The following is a 24,771-nucleotide window of genomic DNA, read 5'->3' on the forward strand; positions in this document are numbered from 1 at the left end:
CCTCGTGCCGGCCTGACTTGACCCAACGGGCCTCCTCGAAGGCCGCGACGGTTCATGCGACTGGCCCAAGTCTCGATCTTGTGCAGTCGATGCTGGAGTGCACGTCGGACACGTAGCCTTACCACTCGGCCAGATGCAGCACGGGACGGAAGAACTGGAGTGCGACATCGGTATCGAGCAGACCGTCGCGATTAATGTTTAAGACGGTGCGGCCGCACTCCATACCGTGCATACCCAGGGCAACGAACCAGCGGAACAGAAACCAAGCTTTTGGGGCTTCTCACCAATGTGTCAGGGATGGCCGGATTACTTGTCGGTTCGCGTGATGAATCGTCTCGCGGTTCATTGCTTTCTGCATATGGAGTGCACACCCGGCGTTGGGGCGGGCCCAAAGGAGGTCTACCCGATCCAACTTTCTTTGTAGTCGGCCCCTGTGGGTCGTGCACATTCTGGATACCGATGGGCAACGGTTTCGACTTAACATGACAGCGCGCGACCGATTGTTATTAATTTTTAATCCTAATGCGATCAATTTAAGTTCGCGACGAGATTAGATGCATGTGATGGCAGTGGCGCATATTCGACGGAGCTTGTGTTTGCGATTCGGGTTCGTTGTGTTGATTCCGATTTCGATCTTGAATGGATTGTAATATGAGGAAAGGGGTGGGGATGTCTTTCGACCTGCATTTGAAAATTGGTGAAAAAGTGGCGGGGCTTGGTTTTCTATCCGAGGGTGCTCGTTTTCTGTGCCGTCCCGCAGCTTTTAGCGGTCTTTGTGTTCTTGCGTCCGTGCTGTTTTCGGCTGGGTATTCGGCAGATTCAAAGGCTGCTGCGGATGCTTATAAGCAGAAGACCTTGCTGGCTGATGGTAATGACGCAGAGTGGTTGTTGCGCGGTCGCAACTACGCGGAGCAAAATTACAGTCCGCTAAGTCAAATCAACGATAAAAACGTTTCTAAGCTTGGGTTGCTTTGGTCGCTTGATATCCCAAGCAAAGACGGTTTGTCCGCGACACCAATCGTGGCCGACGGCATCGCGTATTTGAGCGCGCCCTTTTCGAAGGTTTATGCGATTGATGTTCGGTCTGGAAAGCTGGTTTGGAGTTACGATCCGAAAGTCAAGCTCGGAGGGAGCTTTTCCAGTACATGGTCAGCTCTTAGAAACCGAGGGGCCGCTTTTTGGGATGGCAAGGTATTTGTTGGAACTGCTGACTGCCGTCTTGTTGCAATAGATGCAAAAAGTGGAGCTTTGAAGTGGGAAGCGCAGGCGTGCGATCCGTCAAAAGAGAATGGGATTGCTGGTGCCCCAATGGTTGCAAATGGAAAGGTGTACATCGGTAACGGTGTGTCGGATTTCGGTGCTCGAGGATACCTTGCATCTTTTGATGTAAATACCGGAAAAGAGGTTTGGCGGTTCTACACTGTCCCAGATGATCCTGCGAAAGGGCCGCAGTCTAAAGCGCTCGAGTTTGCATCGAAAACTTGGAAGGATGGGTGGGCAAAAAACGGCGGTGCAGCTCCATGGGGGGCGATTGTGTACGATCCGGAAATGAATTCGGTGTATTTTGGAACGAACGCCGCAACCCCGATACACGCGGGTGTCAGGAACCCCTCTGGGCTTGAGAATCTTTTTGCAAACTCGATTGTAGCGGTTGATGCTGATACGGGAGAGTACAAGTGGCATTATCAAGTCGTCCCAAATGATGCGTGGGATTTCGATGCGACTATGCATATAATGCTGGGTGAGTTGGAGGTGGGTGGAAAAAAAAGAAAGGTGCTAATGCAAGCGCCGAAAAGCGGGTTTTTTTATGTAATCGATCGGGAGAGTGGTAAGCTGATCTCGGCCGATAATTATGTTCCCGTTTCTTGGGCATCTCATTATGATTCGCAGACGGGAAAGCCTGTGGAAAAGGAAGGTGCTCGGTACTATAACAACGCTGATGGCGCTGCGATAGTCTCGCCTGGAGTCTGGGGCGCTCGCAGTTGGATGAGTATGAGTACGAATCCTGCAACCGGGCTTGTCTACTTCAGTGCGTGGAATCTAAGCACTCGATTTGCGTCAGATCCTAACGCGCTGCTTGGGGGCGTTCTTGCGGATAATTACGCCGCCGGAACGGATCCGGAAACTATTAAAGGGCGGGGGAGTCTTGTTGCATGGGATCCTGTTCAACGTACTGCACGGTGGAAGATTCCACAGGACCTTCCGATTAACGGAAGTACCCTTTCGACGGGAGGAAATCTCGTTTTTCATGGCACTTCCTCTGGAAAGATAAATGCTTATCGCGCGGACAACGGCCAGATTTTGTGGTCGCAGCCAACTGGGTCGGGCGTGCTGGCTGCTCCGATTACCGTCACGGTTAATGGTCAACAGATTCTCCTCGTAACCGTTGGCGCACCGGCGTTGGTGAGGAGCGCCATGGTGGCGTACGGTGTAGGGAGAGAGTCTCGCGGGCCGAGCCGAATAATGGCTTTTTCTCTCGGTGGAACCGGGAAAATTCCTAAGGTGGATACCTCTCTCCCCAAGATTGATGAGCCGCCAAAGATGGAAGTTTCAAAAGCCATGCTTGAGAAGGGCTTCAATCTATATAATTCGGGATCGTGCTGGCTTTGCCATGGAGATAGAGCAGATAGTATCGGTGGGAGCGCTCCGGATCTTCGCCGTTCTCCGATCATTAAGTCCAAGGATGCGTGGTATCGAGTGATCGTGAAGGGCGCTTTAAAAGATGGCGGGATGTTGGGGCAGGACTTTTCTGCCGATGATGCGGAGGCGATTCGTGCCTTTGTAGTTGAGCAAGCTTGGAAAGAGTATCGCCAAGTGAAATCGGAGGAAAAAAAGAACTGAGTCGGAGTGGTTTAGATTTATTGTAATGGTAGTCAGTCGCTCCAATCATTTTCGTAATTTGCACGTACTTCTTGATTGCGAGCGGCTGGCGCCCAAAGTTTTTATTGTTTGCGTAATTGCCATACCCCATGTCGCGGACCTTCTAGCAGGCTGGTGTGAATCGCCCCGGGTTTTCTAGACACCAACCTGCCTCAGAATGAGGCTTCATGGAGGTGTCGATGGAAACGAAGCAGTCACAGCAACGCTTCACCGAGGAGTTCAAGGTCGAAGCGGTCAAACAGGTCACCGAGGAGGGCTTCGCAGTGGCCGAAGTTGCAGTGCGCCTGGGCGTGAGTGCCCATAGCCTGTACAGTCGGATCAAGCGGTATTCGGTGTCTGCGCCGGTCAGAGCTCAACAGGACAGCCAGGCCGATGAGATCAGGCGGCTGAAGGCTGAGCTTCGGCGCGTGACCGAGGAGCGCGACATCCTAACAAAGGCCGCCGCGTACTTTGCCAAGCAGTCCGGGTGAAGTACGCCTTCATTGACGAGCATGTCGAGCAGCATCCGGTGCGCCGTCTGTGCTCGGTCATGCAAGTACATCCGCGTGGTTACTACGCCTTGGAGCAGGCACCGTTGTGCGATCGGGTGAAGGAGTACGTACGGGTGTCCGCCCTGATCAGCCGAGCTGGGAAGGCAGCGGCCGGGTGTATGGCTATCGCAAGGTGGACAACGACCTGCGAGACATGGGCGAGCGTTGCGGCAAGCATCGGGTGGCGCGCCTGATGCGTCTGGCCGGGCAACGCTCGCACACGGGCTACAAGCGCCGCCCGGGCAAGTACGGTGGGCGTCCCGCGGTGGTGGTGCCCAATCATCTGGACCGTCAGTTCGAACCGGCTGAGCCGAACAAGGTCTGGGCGACCGACATCACCTACATCCGCACCCACGAAGGGTGGCTGTATCTCGCGGTCGTGCTCGATCTGTTCTCGCGCCAGGTGGTGGGCTGGTCAATGGGGGAACGCATGACCCGGGAGTTGGCGATCAGCGCGCTGCTCATGGCCGTCTGGCGGCGCAAACCGATGACCGGGGTGATGGTGCATTCGGATCAGGGCAGTCAGTACAGCAGCCATGACTGGCAGGATTTCCTGAAGGCGCACCGGTTACAGCCGAGCATGAGTCGCGGCGGCAATTACCACGACAACGCCGTGGCTGAGAGCTTCTTCCAGTTGCTCAAGCGCGAGCGCATCCTCCGCCAGATCTACACCACGCGCGCTCAGGCACGCTCGGACGTGTTCGACCACATCGAAATGTTCTACAACCCGAAACGCCGCCATGGATACACCAACCAGCTATCCCCGGTAGAGTTCGAACGGCAGTACTTTTTGAACAACAGAACCGTCTAGAAAACCCGGGGCGATGCAGCTTCAATGGGACAGCGATCAGTGCCTGCAGATGGCGCTGTCACAGCCGGGAAAACCTTGGCAGAACGACACCAATGAGCGTTTCAATGGCAAGTTCCGCGACGAATAACAGAGCCGGTCAATTCCATGCTGCGTCACCAAGAGGAGGTGGCGCAGCTCGGACGCGTACGGGCCAACCGCGGTTCACCACGCACGCGCCGCATTTGTGAAACGCTCTCACGGTTTGATCGCGATGCCACGCAGCGCTTCGCCGGAGCCGACCTTGCCGATACGCGTCGCCTTGCCGGTCTTCAGGTCGATTTCGTAGAACTGGGCGGCGGCGTCCTTTGCCGTGCCAAGTACCGCGAAGGCGGCGTTGTTCAGGTCGGCGATGTCGAAGTGGGCGTCGGTCAGTCCGGCGACGCCGAGCGAACCCACGGTGTAGAGCTTGCCCAGATTGGGCGATACGACGGGCTGTTCGCCCTCGACCGAGCCCTGGCGCACCAGTGCGCCGGTGGCGGCGTCGATCGCGTAGTTGGTGGTGATCTTCTCGTTGTCCTTGTTGTAGGTGTAGCCGGCAGCCAGCACCCGCGGCGTCACCTTCTCGTTTGCGTCGCCGGCGGCGTAATGCAGCGTGCCGTCCGCCTGCAGGCCCGGTGCATCGGGCGAGGCGTCGACCAGCGCGCCGGTGTCCGGGTGGGCGCGCAGGTTCTGCCGCGTGTCCGACACGATGCGTATGCGGTCGGCTGCCGGATTGAAGTCGAAGCCGAACTGCCCGCCGTTCAGCGGCTGCGCGAATTTCTCGTTGCCCACCGGCGTCAGCTGGCCGCTCGCGGTGTCGACCCGGAACACGCGCCCGCTGCTGCCGAGCGCGTACAGCTCGCCGCGGGCGACCCGGTAGTCGATGCCGAGCACTGTTTCGCCCGCCGCCAGACCCTTCAGTGCGACGTCGGACAGCAGCCGGCCGGGTTGCCCGGCGTTGAAGCTGACCAGATGGTGCGACTGCGTGACCGCGCGAACGATTTCCTTGCGCGGCGTACCGCCGGCGTCGGACAGACCGGCGCAGCCGGTGGCGAGCAGGGTGAGGCCGATCGCGGCTGCGGGAAAAGCAAGAGCATATTTCATCGTGAGCATCCGTATGTCGTTGTTCGAGTGCGGGGCGTCTCGGCGGCGCGATCCGCATGGTGTACCGGTCTGACCAAGGCTGTGCAGGCCCGGTCCTGAGACAGCTGTCTCGTCCGTCTCGCCCGGTCGGATGAGATGCCCGCCTCAAGGGGCCGGGGCGATGTCCGTTAATCAAGCAGTCATCGATCAAAGCGAACCGCCGTGCCCTGCGCCGTCATCGTGTTTCATCATTTCCGTCGTGTCCTGCTCGTCGCCGTCGTCCTGGTGGGCGCCGGCCTGCCTGCGCAGGCCGCCACGGTCACGATCAAGGCCGGCGACGGATCGGGCAATGCGCTGGACAGCGTCGTCGTGTCGCTGGTTCCGGTTTCGCGCGGCGGCATGCCTGCAGCCAGACCGGCGCAGATCGAGCAGCGCAACAAGACCTTCCTGCCGGCGATCAGCGTCGTGCAGACCGGTACCGCGATCGAGTTTCCGAACAACGACACGGTGCGCCATCACGTCTATTCCTTCTCGGCGGCCAAGGTTTTCGAGCTGAAGCTCTACGCCGGCAAGCCGGAAAAGCCGGTGGTGTTCGACAAACCGGGCGTCGTCGTGCTGGGCTGCAACATCCACGACAAGATGGCGGCTTACGTCGTCGTGGTCGATACGCCGTGGTCGGCGATTTCGCAGAGCGACGGCGTGGCCCGCATCGCCGACGTGCCGGCCGGCGACTATCAGCTTCAGCTGTGGCATCCGCGCCGCCTCGGCATGCCCGACGTTCCGCCACGGCCGCTGCGCGTCGCTGGCGACCAGACCGAAGTGGTCAAGCTCGAACTGAGGCCCTGAGTCGATGCGCTTCAGCCTCAAATGGAAGATCGCGGCCTGGTGTGCCGCGCTGCTGCTGGTCACGCAGATCGGCGGGCTGCTGCTGTTCGGCGAGATCGGCCGCGGCAGCGCGATGGCCGATGCCCAGGCGGACCTGAAGACGGGCGACCGCGTGTTCGCGCGCCTGCTCGACGAACGGGCGTCGCAGCTGACCCAGGCGGCGCGCGTGCTGGCGGCGGACTACGGCTTTCGCGAGGCGCTGCTCAGCCAGGACAGGGAAACGATCGAATCGGCGCTGGCGAACCACGGCGGGCGCATCCGTGCCGACGTGATGCTGCTGCTGGCGCTGGACGAGTCCATCGTTGCCAGCTCGTCCTTCAATCCGGGGCGCACGCCCGAGCGTCTGCGCCAGCTGATCGAGGGCGCGCGCAGCGGCGCACACAGCGGCGGCTTCGCCGTGGTATCCGGCATGCTCTACCAGCTGGTCGTGGTGCCGGTGATGGCGCCGGTGCCGGTCGGCTGGGTGGTGATGGGCTTCAGCGTGGACAAGAGCCTGGCCAATGACCTGAAGGGTGTGACCGGCCTCGAAGTCAGTTTCGTGCGACGCAGCGGCGACAAGGGCTGGATGCTGGCGTCGAGCACCTTGAACGAGCCGCTGCAGAGCGCGCTGCTCGGTGAGTTGTCGGCGAACGGCGCGCTGCAGGACGAGGCACTGACGCTCGGCGACCGCGATTACGTCAGCCTGATGCACGCGATCGACGCCGGCCCGCAGCAGCAGGTCGGCGCCGTGCTGCAACTGTCGCTGGAGCGCGCACTCGCGCCGTGGAACCGGCTGTACCGCGACTGGACCGGGCTTACGCTGATCGGCACGCTGCTGGCGCTCGCCGTCAGTGCCTTCATGGGCCGTTCGATCGCCTCGCCGGTGGTCCGGCTGGCGGAATTCGCGCGCCGTGTCGAATCCGGCGAGTACGGCGCGCCACCTGCAGTGGCACGCGGCGACGAGATCGGCCAGCTCGCCAATGCTTTCGTTCACATGACCGACGCCATTTCGCTGCGCGAAACGCGCATCAGCGAACTGGCCTACTACGACGTGCTGACTGGCCTGCCGAATCGCGCCTACTTCACCGAAAGGCTGGAAGAATCGCTGCGCACAGCGGCCGCCGACGGCAGCGACCTGGCCGTGGTGTGCCTGGACGTCGACCGTTTCAAGATGGTGAACGACACGCTGGGACACGAACTGGGCGATCTGCTGCTGCGCGAGGTGGCGCGACGGCTGCGCGAAACGCTGCGCGACGTGCGCGATCAGGTGGCACGACTGGGTGGCGACGAGTTCGCGGTCATGCTGCCGGGCGCCGACGCGTCGAAGGCGCTGAGCGTGGCCCACCGTATCGCCGAAGCGATGAACCGGCCGATGAATCTCGACGGCCAGATGGTCGACGTCAGCGCCAGCATGGGTGTGTCGGCCTGTCCGGCGCACGGCAACGATGCGCAGTCGCTGCTGCGTCATGCCGACGTCGCCATGTATCTGGCCAAGCGTCACAACACGATGGCCGAAATCTACGACCCCAGGCATCACGACCAGAACGTCGAGCGGCTGTCGCTGCTGAGTGAGCTGCGGCTGGCGGTCGAGCGCGACGAACTGGTGCTCTATTACCAGCCCAAGGTGTCGACCGCGCCGGACGCGGTTCATCACGTCGAGGCGCTGGTGCGCTGGATACACCCGACGCGCGGTTTCGTGCCGCCTTTCGAGTTCATCCCCTTCGCCGAGCAGACCGGCTACATCAAGGCGATCACGCTGTGGGTGATGAACGCGGCGATCCGCCAGTGCGGGCAGTGGCTGCGGCAGGGGCTGGAGGTGAACGTGTCGCTGAACATTTCCGCACGCGACCTGCTGAACCCCGAATTGCCGGCGCTGTTCGCGGGCATGCTGGAATGCCATGGCTGTCCGGCACGCCTGATCACGCTCGAAATCACCGAGAGCGCGGTGCTCGACGACCCGCTGCGCGCGCTGGCCAATCTGCAGGTGCTTCGCGAGACCGGCTGCGCACTGTCGATCGACGACTACGGCACCGGCTACTCGTCGCTGTCCTACCTGCGGCAGATGCCGGTCAGCGAAATGAAGATAGACCGCAGTTTCGTGATGCACCTGCTCGACAATCCGAACGACGAAATCATCGTACGTTCGACAATCGAACTGGCGCACAACATGGGCCTGAAGGTGACGGCCGAGGGGGTCGAGAGCGAAGGCGTGCTGGAGAGGCTGCGCCTGCTCGGCTGCGATCTCGCCCAGGGCTATCTCATCAGCAAGCCGATTCCGGCCGAAGCCCTTGAAAAATGGTTCCGCGAGTCGCACTGGGCGCAGGGCGCGGTCGGGTCCTCTGCTGCCGCCGTGATGTTGGACGAGCCGGTCGGCAGGGCTGCCACCCGGACCGTCGCAGTCTGAGTATTTCCGTGTCGTGGTTGCCGGCCCGATACATGCTTCAGGTTACAGTGTCGGGAACCTGCAGGAGCGAATAACAATGATGAAGCGTCACGGACCACTGGAAGTCATTACCCGCACGCCTCACGTCAGGTCGCGGCCGGTGCCGCTGCTGTTCGTGCATGGCGCCTACACGGCCGCCTGGTGCTGGGACGAGCACTTCCTGCCCTGTTTTGCCGAGGCCGGCTACGAGGCGCACGCGCTGTCGCTGTCCGGCCACGGCGGCAGCCCGGGGCGCGAGTACCTCGACCTGATCAGTCTCGACGATTACGTGCGCGACGTGCTCGAAGTGCTGGACCAGTTCGACACGCCGCCGGTGCTGATCGGGCATTCGATGGGCGGCATGGTGGTACAGAAGTGTCTCGAGCTGAGACAGGTGCCCGCTGCCGTGCTGATGGCGTCGGTGCCGCCGCAAGGCCTGTGGGCGTCGGCAGTTGGCCTGGTGATGCGCAAGCCGGACCTGATGTCGGAACTGAACAGCCTGCTGGCCGGCGGCGCGACCTCGCTCGACGCACTGCGCGAAGCCCTGTTCGCGCAACCGGTGTCGATGGAGCGCCTGCAGCAGATGGCCAGCCGCGTGCAGCCTGAATCGGCGCGGGTGATCTGGGACATGACGCTGTTCAACCTGCCGCGGCCGGCGCGCATGCATCGTCCGCCGTTGCTGGTGCTGGGCGCTGAGTGCGACCCCATCATTCCGCCGGCGCTGACCGAAATGACCTCGCGCGCGCTCGGTGTGCCGGCCCACGTCTTCCCGGGCATGGGACACGGCATGATGCTGGAGGCCGACTGGCGCAAGGTGGCGCAACGCATGCTCGACTGGCTGCCGGGCGCCCTGTCTGCGATTCAGCCAGAGGCCCAGGGCTGCAACGCCGGCGCCTGAATGGCTGACATCCGGTCCGTCACGCGGCGGACCGGATGTCAGAGCTTACGAACCCCGTGGTCCCGGTGCGGCGTACCGCTGCAGATAGGCGAGGATGTCGGGCAGGCGCAGCTGCGGTTCGCCCGGCATCGCCCGCGAGCCGACCACGCGGTTCATCCACGCCATATTCCTCTCCATCCGCGCCACCACGCGTCGCCACTCTCCAGCGGTGCGGCTCGACGGTTCCGGCAGCACGTGGCACTGGTCGCAGGCGTCCCGGAAGCTGCGACCGCGCGTATCGAGGTCGGGATAGCGCGCTGCATCGATCGGCTTCTGTGCATTACGTCGCAGGTAGCCGATCAGCATGTGTACTTCTTCCTCGTCCGGCGCCTTGACGCCGCCCATCATGTCCTTCATCAGCGCCCCACGGTTTCCGTGTCCGCGCATGCGCACCACCATGCGGTCGACGATCTTCGGCCACTTGTCCGGGTGATGCATCGCCGGATTCGGAACGTGGTGGCACTGAACACAGTAGCGCGCCAGCAAAGCGGCGCCGCGCGATCCGGGTTCCGGCAGCGAGGCGGCGTCGAGCGAGGGCGGCAGGATGCGCGCAAGCCAGCCGGCCTGCGGCGATCCTTCCCAGCGCGCACGTGCGGCGTCGATCGCCGCCTGGTTCGCCAGCGGACCGTCGCCGGCTGTAACGGTGCCGTAAGCAAACAGTGCGATCAGTAGCGCGATGCCGTGATGAAACATGTGTGCGGGGAGGAGGTCAGACCTCTCCAGAGTAGTCCAGCAAGACGGCCGACAAAAGCTTGCCACGAGCTTTTCACGAGGCCGCGAACGCAGGTGCTGCAGCATGGATTTGTGAAGTTTCGATGCATCTCTGCATCGGCCCTTCGGACGATTCAAGCCGGCAGTGCTGTCCGCCGTTAGCCAAGATGTCGGGTACGGGAAGAGAAAGATGGATCTGTTCGATTTCATGACCGGGAAGTCGCTGGGCCGCGCCCAGGACTACGGAGACGAAGTGCTCAACGCGGGCTGGTTGCCGCAGCTCGAAGCCGCCGCAGCCGGCCGTCGTGTGCAGGCGGTACGCCAGCGCAGCGCGGTGGCCGACCCCGACGCCTTCCTGCGCGACATCTACCGCAGCCAGGAGTAAGCGGGTCTGACCGGATGAGGTGCGAGACGCGTGCCCGAGGGCATGTGTCTTCACTTGCGCCGATACGCCGGTCCGCATTCCGATCCTGCATATTGCGCAGCCGGCGCAGGTAATATCGCGCTCATGGCCTGCACCCCTGTTCCAGTCTCCCGTCCGATGCCTGCCGCGCGCCGCGGCCTCCGCCCTGCGGAGCGGTCCGCATGAGCGATGCCGTGCGCAAGCTGGGGCGTTACGTGCTCGGCCGCGAAATCGGTCGCGGCGAGCGCGGCGCCGTATTCGAAGCCACCGAGGCCGGCAGCGGCCGACTGCTGGCAATCAAGACCTTCCGTACCGATCTCGCCGCCGACCCGGCGCACTATGTGCGCAAGCTGGGCGAAAGCCTGCTTGCCACGTCCTCGCTTCAGCACCCGGGCATCGTCCGCATCATCGAACAGGGCGTGGCCGACGACGGGCAGCCCTGGGCGGCGGTCGAGCGGCTGGACGCGCGCTCGCTGCGTCAGTTGCTCGATGCGCTGCCGCGCATGGCCTTCGACTGGGTACGCAGCATAGGCAGCCAGGCGGCCGACGCACTGGCTCATGCGCACGCAGCCGGCGTCGTGCACGGAGGATTGAAGGCGTCGAACATCCTGGTCGATGGCGACGGGCGCGTGTTCGTCACCGATTTCGCGCTGCCGTCGCCGTCGCCGGATGCGCTGCCGGCGATGCCGCAATACCTGTCGCCGGAGCAGGTGCAGGGCCTGCCGCCGGATGCGCGTTCCGACGTGTTCTCGCTCGGCGCCATCCTGTTCGAAATGCTGGCCGGCCGCCCGCCTTTCGGCTCGCCGCTGACCGGATCCTTGTCTACCGTGCTGGAGAACATCGCCTACGCGCCGACGCCGACGCCCAGTGCGATTGATCCCGACGTGCCGCCGGATCTCGACATGGTCGTGATGAAGGCGCTGGCGAAGTCGCCGATCGAGCGCTACGCTGACGCGTCGGCGCTGGCCGAAGCGCTGCGCGGCGTGCAAGCCGCGCCGGTCGCACGCGACGCAGACCCGCTGCCCGACGTGCTGTCGGTCGATGCCGGGCCGGCACCCATCCTGCGTCGCGGGCAGTCGGGCAGACCGAAGGCGCCGGTCGAGGACGTGCTGGCCGAACTGGCGGCCGACATCGACGCCTTCGCCGCGCGCGGCGCGCCGCAACCGTCGATCGGGCAGGCGGCGTCCGCCTCCGCGCAGCGACCGCTGCGCGAACAGGCGCCGCCTGCCGTTGCCTTCCCGACGCTGCACGAAGTGCCGGCGCCGCTGCAAGCGCCACCGACACCGGCGCCGGCCGTGCAACGCGCAGCGCAGGCGCCCGCCGATCCGCCGGCCGCGGCAGCGTCGTCGCTGCTGGCCGACCTTGCCGGCGAGGCGCAGCGCATCCGTGCGCACACGGCGCAGATGCAGCGTGGCGAGCGTGCAGTCCGCACCGAAGCGGAACAGGCGCTGTCCAACCGCCTGCTGCTGGTGCGCGACTACTTCACCCAGTTGAGCGCCCAGCTCAATGTGATCAAGCCGCAGGTGGCGCGCGACTATCCGCTGCTCGGGCTCGGCGTGCTGCGTGGCCTGGCCTGGCAGGCGTCGGATGTGAACACCCGCAACCGCGGCGCCGAGGCGCCCGACCAGCTGGTGCGCGTGTCCTTGTCCTGGCTGCTGCGCGGCCAGGCGGTGCTGCGCTGCGAGCGCGATCCGCTGGCGGCGGATGCGCTGCGTCTGGCGCTGCGCGAGCACGGTCTGCGCTTCGAGGAACAGCCGGCGCGCGACGAACTGAACCGGCTGCGCGCGCAGATTTTCGACGTCGCGCCCGAGGTGCGCGGCCGGGTCGAACTGAATGCCGACTACCGGACGCTGACGCTGCGCCTGACGCTGCAGAACGTCGAGCGCTTCGGCCTGGTCGATTACGTGCCGCCGGCCGAGGACCGCGGCAGCGAATGGCTGGACGAGCTGGTGCGACTGCTGCTCGGCCAGCCCAGCCGTTTCCCGACGCTGGCCAAGCTCATCGTGCCGTCACCGATGTGACGTGGCGCGGATGATGCTTCGTTTCAGTCGGGTGTGTGCCGGCCGTTCAGTTTCCGGTCGGCCGGGACGTTGAATCATGTGACGGACAGCAGGAGGCGAGCCATCATGGACGGGGCGGACATTCGGATTCCCCTGGCGGAATGTCGCGAAATCTACGACGTGGGTGATGTGGACCGGGCGATGGAGTCCGGCAGCGGAGCGCGCAACGAGGCGCTTACCGCCTTCTACGGAAAGATGAAGACGCTGGGCGGCGTGCGCTACGTGGTCAAGCCGTCCTCCTTCGACGGCCTCGATCCGCTGTATGCCCGCTGCCCGAACTTCACACCGGTGCTGGACGACCTTAAGCGCTATCTGGCGCTGGCGGTGGCCGGCAACGAGCCGATGAACTTCACGCCCATCCTGCTGCTCGGCGAGCCGGGCATAGGCAAGACCCATTTCGCGCGCCAGCTGGCCAATGTGCTCGGCACCGGCTTCGAATTCGTGTCGATGTCCTCGCTGACCGCCGGCTGGATACTGAGCGGCGCCTCGTCGCAGTGGTCGCACGCCAAGCCGGGCAAGGTGGCGCAGGCGCTGGTGTGCGGCGACTACGCCAACCCGCTGGTGGTGCTGGACGAGGTCGACAAGGCCGGCGGCGACGCGCGCTACGACCCGATGGGCGCGCTGTACGGCCTGCTCGAACAGGACACCGCGCGTCAGTTCAAGGACGAATTCGTCGAGGTCGACATCGACGCCAGCCACATCATGTGGGTGTCCACCGCCAACGACGAGCGTTCGATTCCCGAACCCATCCTGAGCCGGATGAATGTGTACACCGTGCCGCGGCCGGATCACGATCAGGCCTGCATCATCGCGCGCACGCTGTACGAGGAACTGGTGGCGGCGCACGACTGGGGCTTCGCGCCGGAGGCGCCGGAAGACGTGATCGACCGCCTGGCCGGCGTGCCGCCGCGCGACATGCGCAAGGTGCTGCTGGCCGCGTTCGGCAACGCCAAGCTGGCGCACCGCGACCACCTGCTGCCGGCCGACCTCGAAGCGGGGCGGGCGACGCGGCAGAAGAAGATCGGTTTCTGAGCGGCCGACCCTAGAGCGTGTGGCTGCGGTCGCCGCGCATGAAGCCGGTCAACGGCGCATCGATGTCGCGCGTCATGCAGATCACCTTGAACAGCTCGCCCATCTCGGCCGGCGAGGTGAGCTGATTCAATGCCGCGTTCTGCTTCGCCCGGCTCAGCGCGTCGGCGTCGCGGTCCAGCAGTTCGAGCACGCCACAATTCAGCAGGAAGTTCGCCTGGCTGGTGTAGCCGGCCAGCGACATGCCGGCGTCGAAGGCGGCCTGTGCGACGGCGGTGAAATCGACGTGCGCAGTCAGGTCGTTGAGTCCGGGCATCCACAGCGCATCGGTGTGCGCGTGATGGCGGTAATGACACATCAACGTGCCGCTGCGCCGGTCAGGATGGTAGTACTCGGCCTGCGGGAAACCGTAGTCGATCAGCAGCAGCGCACCGCGGCCGATGCGTCGCGCCCACTCGGCCACCCAGGCGCGGGCGGCGAAGTTGATTTCGCTGTCGTAGCCGTCGGTGAATCCGAGCGCGCGGGCTTCGTCAGCCAGCGCCGCGGGCGCCGGCCGCCAGTCCAGCGCCGGCTGGCCGGACGGGTCGAGCGCCAGACCCGCCTGTTCGATCCGGCCGGCCGCGTTGCGCAGGCGCTCGACCGGCATCGCGTCGAGCACCTCGTTGCCGATCACGACGCCGTCGAACGCGTCCGGCAGACTGTCCAGCCAGCTCACGCGAGCGCTCAGATGCGGCAGCTCGGCGGCGATCAGCGCCTGCTGGCGGGCGCGCAGGTCGGCCGACAGTTCGAGGATGCGATAGCTCTGCGGTGCGGCGCCCAGGCGGTCGAGTTCGGCCAGCAGATCGGCGGCGAGGCGACCGCTGCCGGCGCCCGCCTCGATCAGGTGGGGCGCGCTCAGCGCCATCAGTTCCGCCAGCTGGCGGGCGAGGCTGCGGCCGAACAGCGGCGTCAGCTCCGGCGCGGTGACGAAATCGCCGTCGTGGCCGAACTTTTGCAGCGCGCCGCTGTAATAGCCGAGCCCCGGCGCGTACAGCGCGCACTCCATGTAGCGGCTGAACGGCATCCAGCCGGTGCGGGCGATCTCGTCGCGGATCTGTCCGAGCAGGCGCTGGCTGTGCTCGACGGCGTCTGAATCGGGCTGGGGCAGTGACATGGCACGGGTGTCCGGTCGCGGGGTCCGCGATAATGCGACATCGCGTCGCGACAGACAAACAGGTGGACAGGAAAGCGATGGAAAACGGCAAGGTTGCACTGATCACCGGCGCGGCGCGGCGCCTTGGCGCGCAGATGGCGCGCACGCTGCACGACGCCGGCTGGCGGGTGGCCATCCACTACCGGCAGTCGGCGGAAGAGGCACTGCTACTGCTCGACGAGTTCAATGCGCGCCGCGCGAAAAGCGCCTGCTGCCTGTCGGCCGACCTGCTCGATACCGCCCGTCTGCCCGAACTGGTCGACAAGACGCTGGCGAAATTCGGGCGCCTGGACGCGCTGATCAACAACGCCTCGTCCTTCTACCCGACGCCGATCGGCACCATCATGCAGCGCGACTGGGACGACCTGACCGGCAGCAACTTCCGCGCGCCGCTCTTCCTGTCGCAGGCGGCCGCGCCAGCGCTGCGCGACAGCGGCGGCTGCATCGTCAATATTGCCGACATCCACGCCGAACGACCGCTGCCGGGCTATGCGCTGTACAGCGCCTCGAAGGGCGCACTGGCGACGCTGACGCGAGCGCTGGCCATCGATCTGGCGCCGCGGGTGCGCGTCAATGGCGTGGCGCCGGGGCCCATCCAGTGGCCGGAGAACGACCTGTTCGATCCGGAAGAACGCGCCCGCATCGTGCGGCATACCCTGTTGCAGCGAGAAGGCGACCCACAGGACATCGCACGTACGGTACGCTTCCTGATCGAGGACGCGCCCTACATCACCGGTCAGATCATCGCCGTCGATGGCGGGCGCAGCGTGCACCTGTGACGCATCCGTCAGACCTTCGTCGGATTGCCGGCGCGTCGTCGCACGTATATCGTCGGTAATTGTAAAATGACGTAAATGCCTGACGTTGAAGCACTGACCTCGGGCCCTGACGTTGAAGCCCTATGCCACCCGGCCTGCCATGAGTTCCCAACCTAAATCTGTGTGCGTGCTGTTCGCCGACGTCTCCGGCAGCACCCGGCTCTACGAGAAGCTGGGTGACGCCGAAGCGCTGCGCGCCGTGGAACGCTGCCTCAATCGCATGCGGCGCGTGGTCGACGGGCATGGCGGCAAGGTGATCAAGACCATAGGCGACGAGGTGATGACCACCTTCCCCAATGCCGACGCGGGCATACAGGCCGCCTGTGAGATGCAGCATCGGGTGACCGATCTGCCGCCGGTGTCGGGCGTCAAGCTGGCGATCCGTGTCGGCTTCCACTTCGGACCGGCGATCGAGGAGAACGACGACGTGTTCGGCGACACCGTCAACACGGCGGCGCGCATGGCGGGCCTGGCCAAGGCCGGGCAGATCATCACCACCGCCGAAACGCTGGCTGCGGTGACGCTGTCGATGGGGCCGGAAGTGCGCGAGATCGACGCACTGACGGTGAAGGGCAAGGCCGAGGATGTGCGCGTCTGCGAAGTGCTGTGGCAGGAGGGCGCCGACCTGACGATGAAGGCGTCGAGCATTGTCGCCACCTATAACGTGGCGCGGCTGCTGGTGCGCTACCGCGATACCGAACTGACGGTGGACAACGCGCACGGCCCGCTCACTCTGGGCCGCGACATGAGCAACGAGGTCGTGATCAAGGACCAGCGCGCGTCGCGCAATCACGCGCGCATCGAGCGCCGGCGCGACAAGTTCGTGCTGGTCGACCAGAGCACCAACGGCACTTTCCTGCGCATCGAGGGCGAGAACGAGGTGGTACTCAAGCGCGAGGAGATCATCCTGCGCGGCCAGGGCACCATCGGCTTCGGCCACAGCGCGCTCGAGCAGGGCATAGACCTGATGAGCTTCGAAGTGCTGGAGTGAGGGGCGTAGCCCTTACTGGCACCTGAAGCGTGGTTCCGCGGTCGCCGCCGGCTGGCACGGCGGCCCGCGGCGGTCAGATGCTGATGCGCTTGCGCAGTTCGGGGCTGTGCACCACCGCTTCACGCCGCGACGGCGAGGCTTCCATCAGCCCGGCCGGCGGCAGGGTCTGCAGCTTCGCCACCATGTCCGGCGCGGCGCAGGCCGGGTCGAAACTGAGCGTCACGGCGTCGGGCGTGCTCGACGCGACGCTGAGGCAGTTGCGGCCCAGCTTGCGCGACAGCGGCATCAGAATGCCAGCCTGTACGTTCTGGCCGGCGTCGGCGAGGCCGCCCGACATGTCGACCACGAATTCCGCGCGCTCGCTGCCCAGCGACTTCACTTCAGTTGCCAACACCGCACGCAGCGACGCGATTTCGCGCAGCAGCGAGCCGGCGACTTCCTCGCCCGGCAGGCCGGTGAGTTGCAGCGCCACCTTGCGGGCGGTGAAATGGAAGTGGCTGAGGAAAAACTCGCGACTGAACTGTTCGCCGACGCGCTTGCCGATATCGGCCAGCGCCTTCTCCTCGGACGTCCAGCTGGTGCCTTCCGGCACCTCGGTGTTCAGATAGACCTCTTCGCCGGACTTGCGGTCGGTGCAGCGCACCGTCCATGAGGTCAGCACGACCTTGTCGATCACCAGACCGGATGCCGCCAGCCGGACGCTCAGCCGCTTGAAGCGCACCTCGCCGTCGATCGCGAAGTCGGCGTTCTGGCCGGCGCCGGCCTCGTCGTTCCAGGTGCGGAAGCCGAAGCCCTGGATGTGCTGCTTCAATGTGTTCTCGGCCAGTTGAGAACGCAGGGGAGGAACGGTCGGATCGCCGTCCGGCCACAACGACGACACGGCGACCGCGATCTTCGGGTCGCCGTTGTTGCGGATGAACTCGACCCGTTCGTCCTGCGACATCTGGTTCAGCGACTTCTGCACCTGGCGCACGCGCACTGCCGCACGCACTTCGCCGGACATCAGACCGTCCTTGCCCAGTTGCGCCGGACCTTCTTCCAGCACCGCCTGTATGAAGTCGCCGCTGCGGTCGAGCAGGCGCGCCTGCAGCACGTCGTAGTGCGCGTTCACCGACTTCGGGTCGACGAACAGCGCAACCGCCTTTTCCAGTATCTGGCGGCGCGCGTCGTCGCGCATGGCCTGGTTCAGCGCGTTGCGGTCATTGGCCAGCCTGGGGTCGCCGGGATCGGCCAGTCCGATGGCGCTGATGATGGCGACACCCGGATCCAGCGCTGCCGCCGGTGCCGCGGGCGGTGGCGCTACGGCGACGGGGGCCGTGTCGGCTGCGAGCGGCGCGGGCGTGGGTGCGGACGGGGTCGGCTCGGAGCCGCCACCGAGGTAGGTCCAGGCACCGCCGGCAATCAGCAGTGCGGCGACGCCGGCCGCGATGAGCATCGGATTGCGCTTTGCCGCCACCGGCGGCGTGGCTGGAGACGCCGTTTCGGCCGTCGTGCGTGCCGTTGCCGGTGCGGGCTGGGGGCGCGGCGCGGGCTCGACCGCTGGCGGCGCCGGCATGCGCGCGGTCTGCAATGTCGCGTCCGGCGTCGCCGACAGCACCGTGGCGTCGTCGTCGTCCAGGCTCACGACGGTGGCGTCGTCGTCGGCAACCGGCGCCGACAGCGCCGCGTCGAGTGCACGGCGGAATTCGGCTGCGCTCTGGAAGCGGTCCTCCGGCCGTTTGGCCATCGCCCGCTTGACCACCGCGTCGATGCGCGGCGACACATGGACGTTCAGCACCGACGGCCAGGGCGGATCTTCCTTCAGCACCTTGTGCATGATGGTGGTGAGCGCGCCGGTAAAGGGCTTCTCGCCGGTCAGCAACTGGTACAGCACGACGCCGGCCGAGAACAGGTCGCTGCGCCCGTCCACCGTCTGTCCCATGAACTGTTCGGGCGACATGTAGGACGGCGTGCCCATCACGGTGCCGGCCTGGGTCAGGTTCGACGATTCGATGCGGGCCACGCCGAAGTCGGCCACCTTCACCGTGCCGTCGGCGAGCAGGATGATGTTGGCCGGCTTGATGTCGCGGTGGGTGACACCGTTGCGGTGGGCGTGCTCCAGCGCGTCGAGCAGCTGGTCCATGACGCGGCCGACGGTGGACAGCGGAATGCGCTCGTCGGAGTCGAAGGCATCCTTCAGCTCGCGTCCCTGCACGAATTCCATCGCGATGAAGGCGGTACCGTCCGCCTCTTCCCCATATTCGTAGATGGCCACCACGTTCGGGTGGTTGAGCCGGCCGGCCGCCTGTGCCTCGCGCTTGAAGCGGGCGATCACCTCGTCCGCCTCGCTGCGTTCCAGCTGTTCGCGCTTGAGCGTCTTGATGGCGACCCGGCGGTCGATCACCGGGTCACGCCCCTCATAGACGATGCCCATCGCGCCCTGGCCCAGTTCGCGCAGGATGTCGTACTTGCCCAGTCTGGCAGGAATGCTCACGAGGCGTGCTCCGGCGGCGTTGGCGGGGAATTACTTGTACTTGGCGTCGATTTCCCAGACCGACTTCTGCACCAGACGCTGCACCATGCCGTCGAGCGTGATGCCGCCTTCCTGACTGCTGGACACGCCGAGGATGGAGCTGCCCTTGGCGCCCACTTCCATCTTCTCTTCGGTATAGCCCTGCGCCAGCTGCTCGGTGGTGTTGGCGTCCATGATCTTGTAGCGCATGCCGATGATCCAGACGCCGGCTGCGGCGCCGGTTTCGACCGAACCCACGGCCTCGCCGGCGGCATAGCTGCCGCGGCTGCCGCCAAGGATGCCGATGATGTTGCCGAGGGTACGGCCGCTGACGCCTTCCTTCGCGGCGGCGACCTGCTCTGCCTTCAGGATGTCGAACTTGACCACGTACTTGGTCGTCTTGAACTTGCCCTTCTGCAGCATCTTGCGCGCGGAACCGGGATCGCCCATCGAGTAGGCGAGCTGGAACTCGTTCAGCAGCGGACCCATGTCCGAACGTTCGAGCACCTTGAAATTGGCCTGCGACAGTTCCAGCTCGCCGAAATCGGCGATGTTGTTCGACGCGAACTTCTGCGTGAACGTGGCGTTGTTGCTCTTGATCTCGCCCGGCACGACGACCACCGTGGGGCCCGGCTTGTTCTTGTTGCTGTATTCGACAGCCTTGTACATCGCCTTGTCGGCGCTTTCGTTGGCCTTCTGCGACACGCTGTCGCCGGCGGTCGGCGAAGCGCTTTCGAACGTGGGCTGGGCGTACGCCAGCGGCAGCAGGCTGCCAACGGCAGCGGCAAATGCCGCGGATTTCAGTGCGCGATGCAAGGTGAAGTTCATGGAGGTCCCTTTCTCTGAAGATTGCTGGGACGCCTGCGCCCCGTTATGTGTCCGCGCGGTCGGGCCGCGCGGTGCCTATTTGCTTTTCTTCTTGCCGCTTGCGGGCGGATTGGCCGCGCAGTAGCCGCCGAGCAGCGTGCTGACGACGGCGTCGGCCTGTTCTTCGATCAGCGTGCCGGCCATGCCGAGCGTGTCGCCGCCGGAATACGATTCGGCTTTCGCGCTGGCTTCGGAAATCAGCTTTCCGCCCGGGGTCATCAGTACGTACGCAATCGAAACATAGACCTCCGGAATGCGCAGCACAGGGTTGATCGCCGAACGGGAGTCGATCGTGCCGCGCATCACCAGCTGCGCACCCATCTTCTTCGATGCGGCCAGCGCTGCGTCCGGGTCGTTGCGGAAGTAGGCGTCGACCTCGGCCTGCGCGATCTGCGCGCGAATTTCCTGCTGGGAATAGGTGCGGATGCCGTGCTTGAGCAGGCGCTTGTTGATCGAGTTGAAATGGGGACTGAAACGGGCCTGCTCGGCAGTGACTCCTTCGCCGGTCCGCTCGCCCATCACGATCATGATTTTCCGGCGCCGCAGTTCGTCGAGGCAGGCCGGCGGCAGCGACAGCACATGCGCGGCAGCGGCGGCGCGGGCTTGCTCGTCCGCGGCGGCGTCCTTCTTCGCGTCTTCGGAGAAGCTGAAGGCAAGGGCGCCGGGGGTCGCGATGGCGAGGACAGTGGCGAGCAGAGCGGGGCGCAGGAATCGGTCGCGCAACATCGGGCAACTCCGACGTTCGAAGACGATCGACTATACCAAAAGGCTTTTGCCTGTCCGGCAGGCCCGGGGCGCCTTTCGGGGACGTCTTGTTGCATAGCGCACGAAAGCGGGTGCGACCCGCCACCGGGGGCGGGTCGATGCCGCCGGGTTCAGGTCTTCGAGCACTCGCTGATGAAGGCCTTGCGCTCGTCACCCTTCAGCGATTTGGCGCTGGCTTCGGCGCGACACTGCTTCTTGCGCGCTGCAGCATCGTCGGACGCCTCTGCTGTCCGTGTCGCCTCGCTCTTTCCGGACGACAGGCAGCTGCTCATGAAGGTCTTTCGCTCGTCGCCCTTCAGCGACTTTTCCTTCGCCTCCTTGTTGCAGGCACGCATCCTGTCCTGCTGCGGGCCGGCGACGGCGGCATGCGGGAAGGTGGCGAGCAAGGTGATGCTGAAGAGTGTGCAGCTGAGCGTACGGCGGGTATTCGGCATGACTGAGCTCCTGGCTGTGCAGCATGAAATGACAATACCGACGGCAGCCCCGGCGGGCTGCCGTCGTGCATGTTATGCATATGTCATCATCATGTACAGTCGCCGGGTCAGCCGTCCTCCCCGCCCAGGGCGCGGCGCTGGCGTTCGACGAATTCGAGCGTCGAATCGATGCCGCGGAAACTCAGTATCGTGGTGCGCACGGCGGCTTCGACCAGCACCGCCAGGTTGCGGCCGGCGGCAACCGGGATGACCACTTTGCGTATCTTGACGCCGAGGATGTCCATCACTTCGTTGTCCAGCGGCATGCGCGTGGCTTCGGGCAGACCGGTCACCTGCTTCTGCAGATGCACGACCAGTTGCAGCTTCATCTTGCGCCGACAGGCGGTTTCGCCGAATACGGTGCGGATATTCAGTACGCCCAGCCCGCGCACTTCGAGGAAGTCCTTCAGCAGTTCCGGGCAGCGTCCTTCGAGCACATTGGGCGCGATGCGCGAAATGTCGACGCAATCGTCGGCCACCAGGCCGTGACCGCGCGAAATCAGTTCCAGCGCCAGTTCGCTCTTGCCGACGCCGGAGTCGCCGGTGATCAGCACACCCATGCCCAGCACGTCCATCGACACGCCGTGCAGCGTGGTCTGGTCCGCCAGTTCACGCGCGAGATAGGCGCGCAACTGGTCGATGACCGAGGCTGCGCTGCGCTGCGTGGTCATCAACGGGATGCCGCGGCTGGCGCAGCCGCTGCGGATGGTGGGCGGTGGATCGGCGCCATCCGCGACGATGAAGGCAGGCGGCCGGGCGTCGAGCAGGGTATCGACGATGTCTTCGACCTTGCGCGTCGAGACGCTCTCCGCCCACAGGATTTCCGGCACGCCGACGACCTGGATGCGTCGGGTGTGGATGGTGTTCAGGTGACCGACGAGGTCGGCTGGCGACAGGCCGATCTGGTCGGCGACGATCAGCGTTTCACCGCTGCCGCACTGCCATTGCAGGCGCAGCCGGTCGCGATTGTCCTCAAACAGCCGCGCGACGCTGAGTTTCCGCATGCGCGGGCTGCCAGGCTGTGAACAGGGTATGGATGGCGGGTACGTCGGCGGCCTGCATCAGCTGTTCGCGGAAGGCCTTGTCGGCAAACATCTGTGCCAGCTCCGACAGGATCTGCAGATGCAGTTCGGTCGCCTGCTCCGGGACCAGCAGCACGAACAGAAGATTGACCGGGCGGCCGTCCGGCGCGTCGAAAGCGACCGGGTTTTCCAGTCGCACGAAGCCGCCGATGGCTTCCTTCAGGCCCTTGATGCGGCCATGCGGAATGGCCACACCCTGGCCGAGGCCGGTCGAACCGAGCTTTTCGCGCGCGAACAGGCTGTCGAAGACCTGGCTGCGGGCGATGCCCTGGTTGTTTTCGAAAAGCAGGCCGGCTTGTTCGAACACACGCTTCTTGCTGCTGGCGTCGAGGCCGAGGCAGATGTTCGAAACGGGCAACAGCTTTGCGATGAGCGTCATGTCAGGGGCTACTCCGAACACGCGGCGGGCGCGGTACCGAGGTTAACGGTCGCCGCGCCGGAAAAGTTGATTGCACTGCAACAAGGCCGCGGATTATACGCCCCTGGCAGCGGGCAATCGTTTCATTCTGCCGCCTGGTGCTTCAGTGCCTCACGGGTGTGTTCGCCGGACTTCTCCTTGTGCTTCAGCACCTGGCGATCGAGCTTGTCGATCAGGTTGTCGAGCGTCGCGTACATGTCCTCGCTTTCGGCTTCCACGAAGATGTCCTTGCCGCGGACGTGCAGCGTGACTTCCGCCTTCTGTCGCAGCTTCTCCACCGACAGGATGACGGAAACGCTGGTCACGTGGTCGAAATGGCGAATCACGCGGTCGAGCTTCGTTTCGACGTATTCGCGGATGGCCGGGGTGACTTCGAGGTGATGGCCGGTGATGGTGAGGTTCATGCTGCCTCCTTTCGTTACGGGACGAAAAATGCGTGGCGATCGGGTCGGTCGATGTGATCGGTCTCAGATCGCCTTGCGCACGCTGACCGGCGGGATGTTCAGGGACTCGCGGTACTTGGCGATGGTGCGCCGCGCAACGACGATGCCCTGCTGGCCCAGTATTTCCGCGATGCGCGAGTCCGACAGCGGACGCTTGGCATCCTCGGCGCCCACCAACTGGCGGATGAGCGCGCGGATCGCGGTGGCCGAACAGGCCCCGCCACTTTCGGTCGCCACATGGCTTCCGAAGAAATACTTCAGTTCGAACAGTCCGCGCGTCGTCGCCATGTACTTCTGCGAGGTGACGCGCGAAATGGTGGATTCGTGCAACTCGAGCGTTTCGGCGATCTCGCGCAGCGTCAGCGGTCGCATCGCCACCTCGCCGAACTCGAAGAACTGGCGCTGCCGTTCGACGATGGCCTGCGACACGCGCAGGATGGTGTCGAAGCGCTGCTGCACGTTCTTGATCAGCCACTTGGCTTCCTGCAGCTGACCGGACAGGCCGCTGCCGCGCTGGCCCTGCAGGATTTCCGCGTACAGGCGGTTGATGCGCAGGCGCGGCATCGCGTCCGGGTTGAGCAGGGCCGTCCATTGGCCACGCACCTTGCGCACCACCACGTCGGGCACGATGTAGCGGGCGTCGATCGGCGCGAACTGGGCACCCGGGCGCGGGTTCAGCGAGCGGATCAGGGTCTGGGCGGCACGCAGCAGCTCTTCGTCGCAGCCGACGGCGCGGCGGATCTTGGCGAAATCGCGTGCGGCCAGCAGGTCGATGTGCTGGTCGATGATGATGCGCGCGAGCGTTGACACCTCGTCGGTGGGCAGCGCATTGAGCTGCAGCAGCAGGCATTCGCGCGGATCGCGGGCGCCAACGCCGACCGGGTCGAAGTTCTGCAGCTGGCGCAGCGCGATCGACAGGTCGTCGAGGTCGATGTCGGCCTCTTCCGGCAGCAGCTCGACCAGTTCGGTCAGTTCTTGGTTCAGGTAGCCGTCGTCGTCCAGCGCCTCGATCAGCAGGCGGATCAGGTAGCGGTCGCGCTCGCTCATCTGCGACAGCGCAAGCTGACCACACAGGTGGTCGCGCAGCGAGGTGCCGGCGGCCTGCACGTCCTGGTAGTCGCCGTCCTCGTCGTCGCCGCCGCTGCGCGAGCCGTAGCTGCCGCTTTCACCGGACCAGTCGTCCATGTCGGCGCTGCTGGCGCTTTCCTGGGCGCGCTGCTCTTCCTGCTGCGCGTCCGCGCTCTCCTGCGGCGTGCTGTCGCGCGTCTCGCCCATGCTGTCCTGCGGCGGCTGGTAGTTCGCGACCGGCTCGCTGTCGTCGCGCTCGAGCATCGGGTTCTCGTCCAGGAAGCGTTCGATCTCCTGGTTGAACTCGATGGTCGACAGCTGCAGCAGCCGGATGGACTGCTGCAGTTGCGGCGTGAGCGCAAGATGCTGGGAAAGTTTGAGTTGCAGCGACTGCTTCATGGTGTGCAAATTTCGG

General features: G+C 64.7%; 20 protein-coding genes and 2 pseudogenes. 11 read left to right on the plus strand and 11 right to left on the minus strand.

Annotated elements, in window-relative coordinates:
• Positions 1-669: 669 nt before the first annotated feature.
• The 3 genes and pseudogenes from IV112_RS01205 to IV112_RS01215 form a co-directional block, all read left to right on the plus strand.
• Positions 670-2,841: a PQQ-dependent dehydrogenase, methanol/ethanol family gene (locus tag IV112_RS01205; RefSeq protein ID WP_304000584.1), complete on the plus strand. Its 2,172-nt coding sequence runs from the start codon at positions 670-672 to the stop codon at positions 2,839-2,841.
• A gap of 218 nt (positions 2,842-3,059) precedes the next feature.
• Positions 3,060-4,221: pseudogene (locus IV112_RS01210) on the plus strand (IS3 family transposase).
• Between the two features lie 46 nt (positions 4,222-4,267).
• Positions 4,268-4,345: pseudogene (locus IV112_RS01215) on the plus strand (integrase core domain-containing protein); the annotation flags it as partial.
• A gap of 110 nt (positions 4,346-4,455) precedes the next feature.
• On the opposite strand, the gene IV112_RS01220 reads toward IV112_RS01215, so the two are convergent.
• A complete protein-coding gene (locus tag IV112_RS01220; protein WP_304000585.1) occupies positions 4,456-5,343 on the minus strand; it encodes a DUF4394 domain-containing protein in 888 nt (295 codons plus the stop codon).
• A 219-nt stretch (positions 5,344-5,562) separates the two neighbouring features.
• Between IV112_RS01220 and IV112_RS01225 the strand changes: the two genes are divergently transcribed.
• The 3 genes from IV112_RS01225 (at position 5,563) to IV112_RS01235 (ending at position 9,506) form a co-directional block, all read left to right on the plus strand.
• Positions 5,563-6,168 (plus strand): methylamine utilization protein, encoded by a 606-nt coding sequence (locus IV112_RS01225; protein ID WP_438362224.1) that lies wholly within the window; start codon positions 5,563-5,565, stop codon positions 6,166-6,168.
• Between the two features lie 4 nt (positions 6,169-6,172).
• Positions 6,173-8,590, plus strand: coding sequence for a putative bifunctional diguanylate cyclase/phosphodiesterase (locus tag IV112_RS01230; protein ID WP_304000587.1), 2,418 nt, complete (start codon positions 6,173-6,175; stop codon positions 8,588-8,590).
• 76 nt (positions 8,591-8,666) lie between these two features.
• Complete coding sequence (locus IV112_RS01235) at positions 8,667-9,506, plus strand: alpha/beta hydrolase (RefSeq protein WP_304000589.1); 840 nt, start codon at positions 8,667-8,669, stop codon at positions 9,504-9,506.
• Positions 9,507-9,551: 45 nt separating this feature from the next.
• Here the strand turns inward: IV112_RS01235 and IV112_RS01240 are convergent, their stop codons facing one another.
• The gene (locus IV112_RS01240) at positions 9,552-10,238 is read right to left on the minus strand and encodes a hypothetical protein (RefSeq protein ID WP_304000590.1); all 687 of its coding nucleotides are present in this window, start codon (positions 10,236-10,238) and stop codon (positions 9,552-9,554) included.
• Positions 10,239-10,446: 208 nt separating this feature from the next.
• On the opposite strand from IV112_RS01240, the gene IV112_RS01245 reads away from it, so the two are divergent.
• The 3 genes from IV112_RS01245 to IV112_RS01255 all read left to right on the plus strand — a co-directional run bounded on the left by IV112_RS01245 (position 10,447) and on the right by IV112_RS01255 (position 13,751).
• Entirely contained in the window at positions 10,447-10,641 is a 195-nt protein-coding gene (locus IV112_RS01245; RefSeq protein ID WP_304000592.1) for a hypothetical protein, read from the plus strand.
• Positions 10,642-10,841: 200 nt separating this feature from the next.
• On the plus strand, positions 10,842-12,680 hold the full coding sequence (locus IV112_RS01250; RefSeq protein WP_304000593.1) for a serine/threonine protein kinase: 1,839 nt from the start codon (positions 10,842-10,844) through the stop codon (positions 12,678-12,680).
• Positions 12,681-12,785: 105 nt separating this feature from the next.
• Positions 12,786-13,751, plus strand: a complete 966-nt coding sequence (locus tag IV112_RS01255) for an AAA family ATPase (RefSeq protein ID WP_019915590.1) — start codon at positions 12,786-12,788, stop codon at positions 13,749-13,751.
• A 10-nt stretch (positions 13,752-13,761) separates the two neighbouring features.
• Here the strand turns inward: IV112_RS01255 and IV112_RS01260 are convergent, their stop codons facing one another.
• A complete protein-coding gene (locus tag IV112_RS01260; RefSeq protein WP_304000595.1) occupies positions 13,762-14,901 on the minus strand; it encodes a class I SAM-dependent methyltransferase in 1,140 nt (379 codons plus the stop codon).
• A 77-nt stretch (positions 14,902-14,978) separates the two neighbouring features.
• Between IV112_RS01260 and IV112_RS01265 the strand changes: the two genes are divergently transcribed.
• Both IV112_RS01265 and IV112_RS01270 read left to right on the plus strand, forming a co-directional pair.
• Positions 14,979-15,719, plus strand: coding sequence for a pteridine reductase (locus tag IV112_RS01265; RefSeq protein WP_304000596.1), 741 nt, complete (start codon positions 14,979-14,981; stop codon positions 15,717-15,719).
• Positions 15,720-15,858: 139 nt separating this feature from the next.
• Positions 15,859-16,749, plus strand: a complete 891-nt coding sequence (locus IV112_RS01270; RefSeq protein WP_304000597.1) for an adenylate/guanylate cyclase domain-containing protein — start codon at positions 15,859-15,861, stop codon at positions 16,747-16,749.
• A 73-nt stretch (positions 16,750-16,822) separates the two neighbouring features.
• Here the strand turns inward: IV112_RS01270 and IV112_RS01275 are convergent, their stop codons facing one another.
• The 8 genes from IV112_RS01275 to IV112_RS01310 all read right to left on the minus strand — a co-directional run bounded on the left by IV112_RS01275 (position 16,823) and on the right by IV112_RS01310 (position 24,755).
• A complete protein-coding gene (locus tag IV112_RS01275) occupies positions 16,823-19,222 on the minus strand; it encodes a serine/threonine-protein kinase (protein WP_304000598.1) in 2,400 nt (799 codons plus the stop codon).
• A gap of 30 nt (positions 19,223-19,252) precedes the next feature.
• Complete coding sequence (locus IV112_RS01280) at positions 19,253-20,068, minus strand: hypothetical protein (protein WP_020163172.1); 816 nt, start codon at positions 20,066-20,068, stop codon at positions 19,253-19,255.
• Between the two features lie 75 nt (positions 20,069-20,143).
• Complete coding sequence (locus IV112_RS01285) at positions 20,144-20,833, minus strand: hypothetical protein (protein WP_304000600.1); 690 nt, start codon at positions 20,831-20,833, stop codon at positions 20,144-20,146.
• Positions 20,834-20,982: 149 nt separating this feature from the next.
• On the minus strand, positions 20,983-21,306 hold the full coding sequence (locus tag IV112_RS01290) for a PsiF family protein (RefSeq protein WP_304000601.1): 324 nt from the start codon (positions 21,304-21,306) through the stop codon (positions 20,983-20,985).
• A 107-nt stretch (positions 21,307-21,413) separates the two neighbouring features.
• Entirely contained in the window at positions 21,414-22,349 is a 936-nt protein-coding gene (gene hprK, locus IV112_RS01295) for an HPr(Ser) kinase/phosphatase (protein WP_019915579.1), read from the minus strand.
• Positions 22,318-22,806 (minus strand): PTS IIA-like nitrogen regulatory protein PtsN, encoded by a 489-nt coding sequence (ptsN, locus tag IV112_RS01300; protein WP_020163176.1) that lies wholly within the window; start codon positions 22,804-22,806, stop codon positions 22,318-22,320. The genes hprK and ptsN overlap by 32 nt, the downstream gene beginning before the upstream one ends.
• Positions 22,807-22,928: 122 nt before the next feature.
• The gene (gene hpf / locus IV112_RS01305) at positions 22,929-23,249 is read right to left on the minus strand and encodes a ribosome hibernation-promoting factor, HPF/YfiA family (RefSeq protein ID WP_019915577.1); all 321 of its coding nucleotides are present in this window, start codon (positions 23,247-23,249) and stop codon (positions 22,929-22,931) included.
• Between the two features lie 63 nt (positions 23,250-23,312).
• Positions 23,313-24,755, minus strand: coding sequence for an RNA polymerase factor sigma-54 (locus IV112_RS01310; RefSeq protein WP_304000603.1), 1,443 nt, complete (start codon positions 24,753-24,755; stop codon positions 23,313-23,315).
• Positions 24,756-24,771: the final 16 nt, after the last annotated feature.

It is taken from the genome of Methyloversatilis discipulorum (genome assembly GCF_018780585.1).
In the GTDB taxonomy this organism is placed as follows: domain Bacteria; phylum Pseudomonadota; class Gammaproteobacteria; order Burkholderiales; family Rhodocyclaceae; genus Methyloversatilis; species Methyloversatilis discipulorum_B.